Below are 12,652 nucleotides of genomic sequence, written 5' to 3'. Positions count from 1 at the left end.
GTCAATATACCCCTCCGGGTATCCGAGAACCCTGAATGGCCAGCGACGCGGCACACTCAGCCGGCGGCCTCGGTATCGGCGTCGGAGATCCACTCTTCGATCGCAGCGATGATCTGCGGGTCGTCAGGGGTGGTGCGCGGACGGAACCGCTTCACTCGTCCGTCGGGGTGCACGAGGAACTTCTCGAAGTTCCATGACACCCGTCCCGCCTTGCCCTCGCCGTCCGGAGTCGTGGTCAACTGGCGGTACAGCGGGTGGGCGCTTTTGCCGTTGACCTTGACCTTCTCGGTCATGGGGAAGGTCACACCCCAGGTGGTCGAGCAGTATTCGGCGATCGCTTCCGAGGTGCCGAGTTCCTGCAGGAACTGATTGCTCGGGAAGCCGATCACGGTGAACCCGCGATCGCCGTAGCGCGTCTGGAGCTCTTCGAGTTGCTCGTACTGCGGAGCCAGACCGCAGCGCGAGGCGACATTCACCACGAGCGCGACACGCCCGTCCGCGATGGTGCCGAACGTCGTCTCCTCCCCTCCCAGCAGTGTGATCGGCAGTTCTTCCAGACTCATCTTTCGTGCTCCTCTCAGGTCATTTGCGCCGGTACTTCGGTAAAGGGGCTCTTCGGACATCTGTGGGGGTGTGGGTCGCGGGGTGATGGTTGGCGTGTAGGGGTCGAGGTCCCCGAGGATCAGAAGGCTAACTCTCCGATCGATCACGAGGACCTCGACGTGTTTCACCCTACTTCGGCGCGTGCTTCCGTGCTGCCTGCCGCCTGTCCGTGCCCGCGCTGCGACCTGCTGGTCGGTCTCAATGGCGTGCATGTCGAGCACGTCGATCGGCGCGACGGGCTGCTGGTCGTGACGGTCTCGAGCTCGCCGGCACCGACCGGATGCCCGGGATGCGGGGTCGTCGCGGTCGGTCGTGGGCGTCGCCGCCGGGTGCTGCATGACGTGCCCGGTGTCACGCGGGTTCGGATCGTGTGGCGGCAACGCGTGTTCCGCTGCGGCGATGCCGACTGCGCCAGGAAGACGTTCGTCGAGCAACTCCCGGGCCTGGTCGCGCCGCGGGTCGATCACGACCCGCGCTATCGCTTGGGCGATCGGGCAGCTGCGACGCGAGCACGCGACCATCGCCGGGCTCGCCCGTCAGCTCGGGACATCGTGGAAGACGGTGTGGCGGGCCCTCGAACCCGAACTCGTGCGCCTGGCCGAGGACGAGTCCAGGTTCGAGGGTGTCACGATCCTCGGCGTCGATGAGCATGTCTGGCACCACCTCGACCCGCGCCGGCGGGGACCGAAGGAACTGACCGGGATGGTCGACCTCAGCCGTGATCACACCGGCAAGACGAGGGCGAGGCTGCTGGATCTGGTACCCGGCCGGTCCGGGAAGGCGTACGCGGGCTGGCTCGGTGAACGCGGCGACGCATTCCGGAAGCAGGTGAAGATCGCCGCGCTGGATCCGTTCGCCGGATACAAGACCGCGATCGAGGACACGCTCGACGACGCCGTCGCGGTGCTGGACGCGTTCCATGTTGTCAAGCTCGGCACCGCCGCCGTCGACGAGGTCCGCCGTCGCGTCCAGCAGGACACCCTCGGCCATCGCGGACGCAAGGGCGACCCGCTCTACGGGATCCAGACCATCCTCCGCGCAGGAGCCGACAACCTCACCGACAAACAGCGAGCCAGACTGATCACAGCGATCGAGGCCGACCCCGCCCACGAGGAAGTCTTCATCGCCTGGCAATGCGCCCAGCAACTCCGATCCGTTTACCACCAGAAGGACCTGACAGAAGGGGGACGGATCGCCCAGAACGTCCTCGACTCGTTCCACACCTGCCCGATACCCGAGATCGCCCGCCTCGGCCGCACCCTCCGACGCTGGCACGACGCGTTCCTGAGCTACTTCACCACCGGCCGCGCGAACAACGGCGGCACCGAGGCCGTGAACGGCATCATCGAACTCCACCGCCGCCTCGCCAGAGGCTTCCGCAATCGCGATAACTACAGGCTACGCATGCTCCTCGCCGCAGGCGGCCTCACCCCGTGACCCCCACCGAATGTCCGAAGAGCCAGTAAAGGCGGCGATACATGAAGGCGCCGCTGCGCGCCGCGAACGCGGAGACGGTGATCCGGGACTCGCCTACGCAACCGTTGAGGCCAGTCTCAAGAAAAAACTCCGACACGACATGGCTTCACTCCTTGAGCTACTGAACGAACACCTCGACGCACTCGGCGGAGAGAAGCTCTCTGACCGTACGCAGCTGGTCTTGGGACTTGTCTCCGAAACCGACCCCAGCGGCAATGGCTTTCGCTTCCCCGGCCAGCTCCCTAACGTGCATGTGTCGGTTGACTTCACACGCCTCGCCGCCGATCTTGATTCCGCATACGTGGAGCTCGCGGGCGCTACTGACTACCTTGACGCACTCTGCGACATGGAGCGCGACCGGCGTGCGGAACAAGAGTCATGGATGTAGTTGCTGCCATGAGCCCGACCCGTTCGGTGGCATCAACAACTCTGCGGCGGAGCGCATCGCCACTCAAGGGGTCGCGCTCCCGCAGGCATCCCCCTACGAACGATCCCGCACTCAGTAGAGCTTCGCTCGCGCAGCGTCGGCGAACCCTGGAACGCCGGCACGTGCGAGCGAGAGGAGGAAATCGTCGAGCGTCATGGTCGGCGAGTCGTAACTACTCACGAGATCGACCAGTGCCCGCAACGTCGGCGCATGGAAGAGATCGAGCTGGTCGAGGAGGAAGTCGTCGGGGTGCACGATCTCGAGATCGAACGGCTCGACCGAACGCGGCGGGAAATCCTTCGTGTTGAACGTCACCAGTACTTCGGCACCACCACGCACGGCGGCAGCGAGAATGTGCCGGTCCTTCGCATCGTTCGTCATCGTCGCGATGAGTTCGTCATACCCCGAGACCAACGCGTCGACGAAGTACCGCTCCATCGTGTCGACCCGCTTTGCGACGAGCACAGGGTCTTCGCCGTTCTTCACGAGATTCTTCGAAAGCTCGAACAGCACATCCTTGGACCACAGGGGTCGGTATAGTCCCCGATCCGCGAGCTCGAGGATGAAATCGTTCAGCAAGGCGCCATAGAGCACATTGGTGTCAAAGAAAGCGGCGAAACTCACTCGCCGTCGAGCTCCGAGACGCGCCGCAGGTCGGCGGGTTTGCCCACCTTGACCTTGGCATCGAGATTGGCACGGCGGAGTTCACGGAGTGCGGTGCGACGCTCGGCGCGGAACCTCGCCTGATACTCGACGAGATCATCCAGACGGACACGACGATGCCGGCCAGGCTGGTCGAACGGGATATCGCCCGCTTCGAGCAACCGAACCAGCGTCGGTCTGCTTATACCGAGGAAGTCCGCCGCCTGTTGGGTTGTCATCGTCATCCCCTGCGGCACAACTGTGATTCCCTCACCGGCGGCGAGCGCATTCGTCACCTGTTCGAGGATGCGGAAGATCTCGTCCGGAATGGGGCGCACCACACCCTTCGGATCGACGAGCGCAGCCTTTGACGGGTCAGCCGACAGGTATGACTCGATAGACCGCATGAACTCGGCGAAATCGAGGAGCTCTTCACGAGAGTCTGCCTCCGGAAGATAGGTCTGCGCCTTGCGTGCACCGCGTGGCGTATCGGTCGAGGTGTTCATATCACTACAGTACGTCATCAATCGAAAAAATCGAACGATGAGCCTAGATCTCGCGGTCCCGCACCGCGTGCGGCGCCGCGAGTGCCACGTCTCGCCGCTGTGCGGAGACCACGTAGCCGGCCCGCGTCCTGAGACCGCGCGCCCCTACTCCTCCAGGTTCGCCCGCATCTCCTGGTAGGAGCCGCTGTCGAGGACCTCGCCGGTGGCGTCGTCGACGAAGTCGACGGTGACGTCGATGTCGTCCTGCGGGACTCCGTCGAACTGCTGGTACAGGGCGCCCTGGATGTAGAACCCGAGGGCGAGGAGCGCCTCGAGCGAGCCGTAGCGCCCCGCGTCGACCGAGACTTCGAAGGAGGTCATGGAGTCGTCGAAGTCGACGCCGGTGACCGAGTTGGAGTCGTCCGCGACCAGTTCGTCGGCGGATGCTTCGGCGTTCTCACGGAACTCGTCGAGCATCTTCTGCTGCTCCGCACGCGTCATCGTGTAGACGACCGCGTCGCCGTCGACGACGGCCTTGACGCCGTCCTCCTTCGCCGATGCCTCGATCTCCTCATCGGTCATCGAGTCGTCCGGGTCAACGAGCGAGCGGGCGATGCGGACGTCGACGGTGAGCAGCTTCTCCTCGACCTCGACGCCCGCGGTCGAAGACGGCCCACCGGCATCCACCGCGGGGCCTGCGCAGCCGCCGAGCACGAGCGGGACGAGCACCGCGAACGGCAGAACCGAAGTGCGGATCGTCTTCATGGAATCCCCCAGTCTCATCAGACGGAGTCCGAGTCGCGGCGGCTGCGATGCAGCCCGATCGAGGGGGGAAACGGTGGCCCTGATCCGCGGACATACCGCCGGATCTCTGGCTGGGGTACCTGGACTCGAACCAAGAACAACTGAACCAGAATCAGCCGTGTTGCCAATTACACCATACCCCAATGGCCTGCTGCCGAAGCGGCGGCCGACAAGCAACTCTAGCCGACGATTCCGCACTGGCCAAACTGAGACGAGCTCGAGTGGGCGGACGGACGGTGCTCGGTGTCCAGCGCTGCGCGCCTCCTCGACCGACGGGTGGCGGGTCTCGATACGGCGCTGCGCGCCTACTCGACCGGCGGGCGGCGGGGCGGGCGCACGGCGGCGGGGGGCATCCGCCGCACCGTGCCGAAGCGTTCGGCGATCGGGGCGAGCACGAGGGGGGACGCAAGCGCCCAGCCGGCGCCCATGACGAGTGCGGAGACGGCGAAGATCCCGAATCCGAGCCAACTCGCCGTATCGCTCGCGGCGTACATGGCGTCGAGGTTCCTGAGCGCGCCGGTCGCGAAGACGAGGACGACGTGCACGAGGGTGAAGACGAGGAAGAAGAGCATCGTCGGGTAGTGCAGCGCCCGCGCGGTGCGCTCGGGCAGCACGCGCGCCCAGCGCCCCTGCATGGGCCACACGGGCGAGAGGCGCAGGCCCGTGACGATCGCGATGGGCGCGGCGAGGAAGACGACCGCGAAGTAGGCGAGCACCTGCGCGTCGTTGTAGGCGACCCAGGCGTGCGTGGTCGGCCAGTCGAGCGACAGGTACTGGATGCCGACCGACACCGCCCCCGGCACGACCTCCCACTCGGTGGGCACGATCCGCCGCCACTGCCCGGTCGCGAACAGCAGCACGAGGTAGACGACGCCGTTCAGCACCCACAGCGCATCGACGACGAGGTGCAGCCAGACCGAGATCCCGAGCCGCCGCGGCGCCCCCTTGGTGCGCGGCCAACGCGTGTTGTCGCGCGTCCAGAACGCCGGCGGGCGCTGCTTCGCACGGATGATGAGGCCGGTGCGCACGAGCATGACGAGGAAGAACGCGTTCAGGAAGTGCTGCCAGCCGAGCCAGGCCGGGATGCCGGCGGGCGTCGACCCGCCGGCCGTCGAATGCCCGGGGTGGGCGTCGATGAACGCCTCGACGGCGGGTATCGTCCGCAGCAGCCGGGCGACGACGACCCCGACGGCGAGGAGGGCGAGCGCGCCGAGCGCCCACCACAGCATCCGCCGCCACGTGCCGCGCGACCCGGAGGCGGTGGCCGACCCGCGGCCCGGCCGGTCGCCCCCGCCGCCCGCCTCGTTCACGCGTCGCGACGGCGCAGGCGGTCGATGCGGGCGAGCGAGGCGACCTTGCCGAGGATCTGCATGGACTCGAACAGGGGCGGCGACACCCGTCGCCCCGAGATCGCGACGCGCACGGGGCCGAAGGCCACGCGGGGCTTCAGGCCCATCCCGTCGACGAGGGCGGCGCGCAGCGCCTGCTCGATCTCGTCGTGGGTCCACGACTCGGCCGGCAGCCGGTCGAGGGCTTCGGAGGCCGCCTCGAGCACCTCGCCCGCGTTCGCGGGCAGCCCGGCGATGGCGTCGTCGTCGTAGGCGAGCGAGTCGGTGTCGACGAAGAACGCGCCGAGCATGCCGGGCGCTTCGCCGAGCAGCTGCATCCGCTCCTGCACGAGCGGGGCGACTTCGGCGAGGAGGGCGTCCTGCGCGGGCGTCGGGGTGTCGCCGATGATGCCGGCGGCGGCGAGGTAGGGCGCGAGCCTGGCGCGGAAGTCCGCGGGCTCGAGCAGCCGGATGTGGTCGCCGTTGATCGATTCGGCCTTCTTCAGGTCGAAACGTGCCGGGTTCGGGTTCACGTCGGCGACGTCGAAGCGTTCGACCATCTCGGCACGGCTGAAGACGTCGCGGTCGGCGGCGAAGCCCCAGCCGAGGAGGGCGAGGTAGTTCAGCAGGCCCTCGGGGATGAAGCCGCGGTCGCGGTGGTGGAACAGGTTCGACTCGGGGTTGCGCTTCGAGAGCTTCTTGTTGCCCTCGCCGAGCACCGTCGGCAGGTGGGCGAAGCGCGGCACGAAGTCGGTGACGCCGATGTCGACGAGCGCGAGGTAGAGGGCGATCTGCCGCGGCGTGGAGGGCAGCAGGTCTTCGCCGCGCAGCACGTGCGTGATGCCCATGAGGGCGTCGTCGACGGGGTTCACGAAGGTGTACAGCGGTTTGCCGTTGGGGCGCACGAGCACGAAATCGGTCGTCTGCCCGATCGGGAAGTCGATGCGGCCGCGCACGAGGTCGTCGAAGCCGAGGTCGACCTCGGGCACGCGCAGGCGCAGCGACGGCTCACGGCCCTCCGCACGGAACGCGGCCCGCTGCTCGTCGCTGAGGCCCCGGTCGTAGTTGTCGTAGCCGAGCTGCTTCGGCCGGCCGGCGGCCTCGTTGCGGGCGTCGATCTCCTCCGCGGTCGAGAACGACTCGTAGACGTGCCCGGCGGCCTTCAGTCCCTCGATGACCTCGGCGTAGATGTCGCTCCGCTCCGACTGCCGGTAGGGCGCGTGCGGGCCGCCGGCGACGACGCCCTCGTCCCAGTCGAGGCCGAGCCAGGTGAGCGCTTCGATGATCTGCGCGTAGCTCTCCTCGCTGTCGCGCGCCGCATCGGTGTCTTCGATGCGGAACACGAAGGTGCCGCCGGTGTGGCGGGCGTAGGCCCAGTTGAACAGGGCGGTGCGCACGAGGCCGACGTGCGGCGTGCCGGTGGGCGAAGGGCAGAACCGCACACGGATATCGCGGCCGGCGGCGGTGGTGAAGGGCGTCTCAGGCATCCCCACAATGCTATCCGTTAGCTAGCTAGCACTATCGGTTAGCGCGCTACCTCGACCCTCCTGCGGCCCCAGTCGCATGGCCGTTAGCCGACCGATCCCTCGGGTGTGGATGCCCCGGCGCCCCGCCCCGCCCGCTCGCGCACCTCGGCGAGCGCTCGCCGCGCGGCGGCCACGGCGGGTGCAGCCCCGCGTGCGGTCACGAGGTGGAGCGTGCGCCGCTCCCCCGTCGCCCGGGTGACGACGCCCGGCCGGCGGGCGGATGCGGCCAGGGCGAGTTCGGGCAGCAGGGCGACGCCGAGGCCTTCGGCGACCATCCCCTCGACGGCTGCGGCGTTGTCGGTCTCGAACACGATCCGCGGTTCGAAGCCGGCGACGCCGCAGACTTCGAGCAGGTGCCCGCGGCATCGCGGACAGCCGGCGATCCAGTCCTCCCCGGCGAGTTCGGCGAGGGCGGGCAGCGCGGCCGAGGCGCCGGTGCCGACCGCGCCGGCCGGGTCTCCGGCGCCGGCCGCGCGTCCGGCATCCGCTGCGGGATGCCCGGCCGGCAGCACGAGCCGCACCTCCTCTTCGGCGTAGTCGGCGACGTCGAGCCCGCGTGCGGAGTCGCGGTGCGGGTCGTGCCGGTCGCCGGGGTAGCTGAAGGTGATCGCGAGGTCGGCGCGGTCGTCGCGGACGGCGGCGACGGCCTCGGGCGGTTCGGCTTCGACGTAGCTGACGGCGAGGCCGGGGTGGCGGGCGGCGAGGATGCGGACGAGGGCGGGCACGAGGGTGGCGGATGCCGAGGGGAATGCCGCGAGCCGGATGCGCCCGGCTTCGAGGCCGCCGAGTTCGGCGAGTGCTGCGGCGGCGGCGTCGAGTTCGCCGCGGACCGCGACCGCGTGGCGGAGGAGGGCGCGGCCGGCGTGGGTGAGGCGGAGGCCGCGGCCGGCGCGTTCGGTGAGGGCGATGCCGGTGCGGGCCTCGAATCGCTGCAACCGCTGGCTGATCGCGGGCTGGCTGTACCCGATCGCGGCGGCGGCGGCGGTGAGGCTGCCGTGTTCGGCGAGGGCGCTCACGGCGCGCAGGGTCGCGAGATCCAGGGCATCGCGGATGGCGTCGTGCGGCATGCCCGAATCATAATCTCGGCGAATGGATGCCATCGCACACTGCGTCTTGTCGCATGGATGATCCGGCGCGAAGCTCGAAGCATGCACCCGAATCGCTCACGCTTCGCCGCCGGTCGCGGCTACCTGGCCGCCTGCACCCTGGGGCTCCCCGCACGCGAGACGACCGACGCCCTGTCCGCGGACCTCGCCGCCTGGTCGGCGGGTACCGCGCACGCATCCGCGTATTCCCAGCTGCTCGAACGCGCCCGCGGGCACGCCGCGACCCTCCTCGGCGCCTCCCCCGAGCGGGTCGCGACCGGCTCGCAGGTCTCCCCCTTCATCGCGCTCGCGGCCGCGTCCGCCCCGGCCGGCGCCGAGATCGTCTGCGTCGACGGCGACTTCTCCTCGGTCGTCGCCCCCTTCCTCGCCCGCGGCGACCTCGGGGTGCGGCATGTGCCGGTCGATGCGGTCGCCGACACGATCCGCCCGGGCACCTGGGCGGTGGCGGTCTCGCTCGTGCAGTCCGCCACCGGGGAGGTCGCCGACGCGGCATCCATCGCCTGCGCCGCGCGCGAGGCCGGCGCCTTCCTGCTCGTCGACACGACGCAGGCGACCGGGTGGATGCCGACCGACGCGCTGGAGGCCGACCTCGTCGTCTGCCACGCCTACAAATGGCTCTCGGCGCCACGCGGGGCGGCCTTCGCCGCGTTCTCGGACCGCGCGATCGAGGAGTTCACCCCGCACGCGGCCGGCTGGTATTCCGGCGAGGACCCGTGGGCGAGCTGCTACGGCCCCGAGCTGCACCTGGCACGTGGCGCCCGCCGCTTCGAGGTGTCGCCGGCGTGGCATGCGTGGGTCGGTGCCGAGGTCGCGCTGCGGCAGGCGGCATCCACCCCCGTCGAGCCGACCCGCACGCACGATGTCGGGCTCGCGAACGCGTTCCGCGAGCGCCTCGGACTGCCGCCGGGCGAGAGCGCGATCGTCACCTGGGCCGATGCGGACGGCGGGCAGCTCGCGCTCCTCACCGCGGCCGGCCTCACCGCATCCGGCCGCGCGGGGCGGGCGCGGGTCGCCTTCCACGTCTGGAACGACGAGGAGGACGTCGAACTGGCCGCGCGCGCGATCGGCCGCTGAGTCGCCGACGCCGAGCCGCCTGGGCCCGGCAGCCTGCCCCGAGTGGATGCCCCGGCGCGCCGCGACCCGTTACGGCGCCGCGACCACCGGGTTCGCAAGCGTGCCGAGCCCCGAGACGCTCACCTCGACCGTGTCGCCGGCGACGATCGGGCCGACGCCGGCGGGCGTGCCGGTGAGGATCACATCACCCGGCAGCAGCGTGAACACGCTCGACGCGTACGCGACGATCGAGGCGATCGGGTGCACCATGTCGCCGAAGGCGCCGGCCTGCTTGCGCTCGCCGTTCACGCTCGTCTCGATCTCGCCGGCGACGACGTCGTACTCGGTCTCGATGACGGGCCCGAGCGGGCAGAAGGTGTCGAAGCCCTTCGCCCGGGTCCACTGCCCGTCGCGGCGCTGCAGATCCCGCGCCGTCACATCGTTGGCGATCGTGTAGCCGAAGATCACGCGGTCGGCGTCGTCCTCGGGGACGTTCCGGGCGATGCCGCCGATCACGACCGCCAGCTCGCCCTCGAACTCGACCCGTTCGCTCTGATGCGGCAGCACGATCGGGTCGCCGGGGCCGATCACCGAGGTGTTCGGCTTCAGGAACAGCAGCGGTTCGGCCGGGGCCTCGCCGCCCATCTCGGCGGCGTGCTCGCGGTAGTTCTTGCCGACCGCGACGACCTTCGAGCGCGGGATGACGGGCGCGAGCAGTTTCGCGTCCGAGAGCGGCACGCGCTCCCCCGTCGGGTCGTAGCCCGCATACATGGGGTCGCCCGACAGGACGACGAGCTCGTGCTCTTCTTCATCGACGATGCCGAAGGCGAGCACGCCCTCGCCGCGACTGAACCTGGCCACCTTCATGAGGCAAGCCTACGGCGTATCGGCGATCAGACGCTTGCCCATGCCCACGGCGTGGTCGCGCGCGTACCGAGACGTTCGGAGAACGGGCGGATGCCCGCGCTCACGCGTCGAGTCGCATCATCCAGCCGTGGCGGTCTTCGATACGGCCGTACTGGATGCCGGTGAGCTCGTCCCGCAGCGAGAGTGCGAGCCGCTCGCTCTCCTCGCCGACCGGGCGGATCTCGAAGTCCTCGGCAAGCAGACGGCCGATCGGCACGACGACGGCGGCGGTACCGCAGGCGAACGCACCGACGATCTCGCCCGACTCGGCGCCTTCGCGCCATTCCTGCATCGTGATCCTGCGCTGCTCGACCGCGTGGCCGCGGTCGGCGGCCAGCTGCAGGATCGACTCGCGCGTGACGCCCTCGAGGATCGACGGGGAGTCGGGGGTGAGCAGGGTGCCGTCGGCCTTCACGAGCACGATGTTCATGCCGCCGAGCTCTTCGAGGTAGCCGTCCTCGTTGAGGAAGAGCACCTGCTCGCAGCCCTTCTCGTACGCCTCGGCCTGCGGCAGCAGGCTCGACGCGTAGTTGCCGCCGGCCTTCGCCGCACCCGTGCCGCCCTTGCCTGCACGCGCGTACTCGGTCGACAGCCAGATGTTCACCGGCTGCACGCCGCCCGGGAAGTAGGCTCCGGCCGGGCTCGCGATGAGGTAGTACGCGGCCTTCTTCGCCGGGCGGACGCCGAGGAAGGCCTCCTTGGCGAACATGAAGGGCCGCAGGTACAGGCTCGTCTCGGCAGCCGTGGGCACCCAGTCGGCGTCGACGGCGATGAGCTGCTTGAGCGACTCGATGAAGTGTTCGACCGGCAGCTCGGGCAGCGCCATGCGGTGCGCCGAGCGCTGCATCCGCGCCGCATTCTCGTACGGCCGGAACGTCCAGATGCCGCCATCGGCGTGACGGTACGCCTTCAGGCCCTCGAAGACCTCCTGCGCGTAGTGCAGCACGGCGGCGGCGGGGTCGAGCTGGATGGGGCCGTACGGCGAGACGCGCGGGCGGTGCCAGCCGCCGCGTTCGCTCCAGCACAGGTCCACCATGTGGTCGGTGAAGTGGTTGCCGAACCCGGGGTCGGCGAGGATCGCCTCGCGTTCCTCGGCGGGCTTCGCGTGCTCGTTGCGCGTGACCTGCCAGATGAGATCCGGCGTGGCGAGCGGGAGCGGGATGGTCATAGTTGTACTTCTTCCTTGGGGATCCGGGTCGCCTGATCGAGTCGGGCGGCGATCGCGTCGCCGACCTCGGCGGTGGATCGGCGTGCGTCGCCCCGCTCGGCGAGATCGACGGTGACCGCGTCGCGGATGCGGCCGGCTTCGGTCGCGAGCCCGAGGTGGTCGAGCATGATCGCGATCGACAGGATCGCCGCCGTGGGGTCGGCGATGCCCTTCCCGGCGATGTCGGGTGCGGAACCGTGGACCGGCTCGAACATGCTGGGGAATCGGCCCTCGGGGTTGATGTTGCCCGATGCCGCGAGACCGATGCCGCCGCTGATCGCGCCGGCCAGATCGGTGAGGATGTCGCCGAAGAGGTTGTCCGTGACGATGACATCGAATCTACCAGGGTCGGCGACGAGGAAGATCGTCGCCGCGTCGACATGGAGGTAGTCGACGGCGACGCCCGGGAACTCGGCGGCCACGGCATCCACCGTCCGCTTCCACAGCGAGCCGGCGAAGACGAGCACGTTCGTCTTGTGCACGAGGGTGAGGCGGCCTCGGCGGGCGGATGCCTGGGCGAACGCGTAGCGCACGACGCGTTCGACCCCGTAGGCGGTGTTCACCGACACCTCGTTGGCGACCTCGTGCGGCGTGCCGGCGCGGATGGCTCCGCCGTTGCCGACGTAGGGCCCCTCGGTGCCCTCGCGGACGACGACGAAGTCGACCTCGCCGGGATCGGCCAGCGGGCTCGCGACCCCCGGGTAGAGGGTGGTCGGGCGCAGGTTCACGTAGTGGTCGAGCTCGAAGCGGAGCTTCAGCAGCAGGCCGCGCTCGATGTTCGCGCCCGCCAGGCGCGGGTCGCCGGGCACGCCGCCCACGGCGCCGAGCACGATCGCGTCGTGCTCCTTGACGGCGGCGAGGTCGGCATCCGTCAGCACATCGCCGGTTTCGAGGTAGCGGGCGGCGCCGAGCGAGAAGAGCGTCTCCTCGAAGGCGACGTCGGAATCGGCGGTCACGGCGCGGAGCACCTTCAAGCCCTCTGCGACGACCTCGGGGCCGATCCCGTCACCCGGAACGACCGCGAGTCTGACCGTCCTGCCCATGCGCACTCCTTCTCCGTCGATCCTTCCAGCGTAGTCGCCGTACCGG

General features: G+C 69.5%; 12 protein-coding genes, 1 tRNA gene and 1 pseudogene. 3 read left to right on the top strand and 11 right to left on the bottom strand.

Annotated elements, in window-relative coordinates; genetic code table 11:
* Positions 1 to 56: 56 nt before the first annotated feature.
* Positions 57 to 563 carry a glutathione peroxidase gene (locus tag G127AT_RS14020; protein ID WP_210897891.1) on the bottom strand — a complete coding sequence of 169 codons (507 nt, stop codon included), beginning with the start codon at positions 561 to 563 and terminating at the stop codon, positions 57 to 59.
* Positions 564 to 722: 159 nt separating this feature from the next.
* Between G127AT_RS14020 and G127AT_RS14015 the strand changes: the two are divergent.
* Both G127AT_RS14015 and G127AT_RS14010 read left to right on the top strand, forming a co-directional pair.
* Positions 723 to 2,040 (top strand): annotated as a pseudogene (locus tag G127AT_RS14015) (ISL3 family transposase).
* Positions 2,041 to 2,050: 10 nt separating this feature from the next.
* On the top strand, positions 2,051 to 2,467 hold the full coding sequence (locus G127AT_RS14010) for a hypothetical protein (protein WP_210897890.1): 417 nt from the start codon (positions 2,051 to 2,053) through the stop codon (positions 2,465 to 2,467).
* Between the two features lie 111 nt (positions 2,468 to 2,578).
* On the opposite strand, the gene G127AT_RS14005 is transcribed toward G127AT_RS14010, so the two are convergent.
* The 7 genes from G127AT_RS14005 to G127AT_RS13975 form a co-directional block, all read right to left on the bottom strand.
* Positions 2,579 to 3,130 (bottom strand): PIN domain-containing protein, encoded by a 552-nt coding sequence (locus G127AT_RS14005; protein ID WP_210897889.1) that lies wholly within the window; start codon positions 3,128 to 3,130, stop codon positions 2,579 to 2,581.
* Positions 3,127 to 3,654: a helix-turn-helix domain-containing protein gene (locus G127AT_RS14000; RefSeq protein ID WP_210897888.1), complete on the bottom strand. Its 528-nt coding sequence runs from the start codon at positions 3,652 to 3,654 to the stop codon at positions 3,127 to 3,129. Before G127AT_RS14000 ends, G127AT_RS14005 begins: the two co-directional genes overlap by 4 nt.
* 144 nt (positions 3,655 to 3,798) lie before the next feature.
* A complete protein-coding gene (locus G127AT_RS13995; RefSeq protein WP_210897886.1) occupies positions 3,799 to 4,398 on the bottom strand; it encodes a hypothetical protein in 600 nt (199 codons plus the stop codon).
* 107 nt (positions 4,399 to 4,505) lie between these two features.
* Positions 4,506 to 4,580 (bottom strand) — tRNA-Gln (locus tag G127AT_RS13990).
* A gap of 162 nt (positions 4,581 to 4,742) precedes the next feature.
* Complete coding sequence (locus tag G127AT_RS13985; protein ID WP_244857606.1) at positions 4,743 to 5,747, bottom strand: cytochrome b/b6 domain-containing protein; 1,005 nt, start codon at positions 5,745 to 5,747, stop codon at positions 4,743 to 4,745.
* Positions 5,744 to 7,252, bottom strand: a complete 1,509-nt coding sequence (gltX, locus tag G127AT_RS13980) for a glutamate--tRNA ligase (RefSeq protein ID WP_210897882.1) — start codon at positions 7,250 to 7,252, stop codon at positions 5,744 to 5,746. The genes G127AT_RS13985 and gltX overlap by 4 nt, the downstream gene beginning before the upstream one ends.
* A gap of 83 nt (positions 7,253 to 7,335) precedes the next feature.
* Positions 7,336 to 8,358, bottom strand: coding sequence for a LysR family transcriptional regulator (locus G127AT_RS13975; protein WP_210897880.1), 1,023 nt, complete (start codon positions 8,356 to 8,358; stop codon positions 7,336 to 7,338).
* An 81-nt stretch (positions 8,359 to 8,439) separates the two neighbouring features.
* Here G127AT_RS13975 and G127AT_RS13970 point away from each other — a divergent pair, with 81 nt between their 5' ends.
* A complete protein-coding gene (locus G127AT_RS13970; protein ID WP_210897878.1) occupies positions 8,440 to 9,471 on the top strand; it encodes an aminotransferase class V-fold PLP-dependent enzyme in 1,032 nt (343 codons plus the stop codon).
* Positions 9,472 to 9,540: 69 nt separating this feature from the next.
* Here G127AT_RS13970 and G127AT_RS13965 read toward each other — a convergent pair whose 3' ends face one another.
* From G127AT_RS13965 to G127AT_RS13955, 3 genes are all read right to left on the bottom strand, one after another.
* Positions 9,541 to 10,317, bottom strand: coding sequence for a fumarylacetoacetate hydrolase family protein (locus tag G127AT_RS13965; RefSeq protein ID WP_210897875.1), 777 nt, complete (start codon positions 10,315 to 10,317; stop codon positions 9,541 to 9,543).
* Between the two features lie 100 nt (positions 10,318 to 10,417).
* A complete protein-coding gene (locus G127AT_RS13960; protein ID WP_210897873.1) occupies positions 10,418 to 11,524 on the bottom strand; it encodes a branched-chain amino acid aminotransferase in 1,107 nt (368 codons plus the stop codon).
* Positions 11,521 to 12,606, bottom strand: coding sequence for a 3-isopropylmalate dehydrogenase (locus tag G127AT_RS13955; RefSeq protein ID WP_210897871.1), 1,086 nt, complete (start codon positions 12,604 to 12,606; stop codon positions 11,521 to 11,523). The genes G127AT_RS13960 and G127AT_RS13955 overlap by 4 nt, the downstream gene beginning before the upstream one ends.
* Positions 12,607 to 12,652: the final 46 nt, after the last annotated feature.

Source organism: Agromyces archimandritae (genome assembly GCF_018024495.1).
Classification (GTDB): Bacteria; Actinomycetota; Actinomycetes; order Actinomycetales; family Microbacteriaceae; genus Agromyces; species Agromyces archimandritae.
This window is presented reverse-complemented; position numbering and strand designations above follow the sequence as displayed.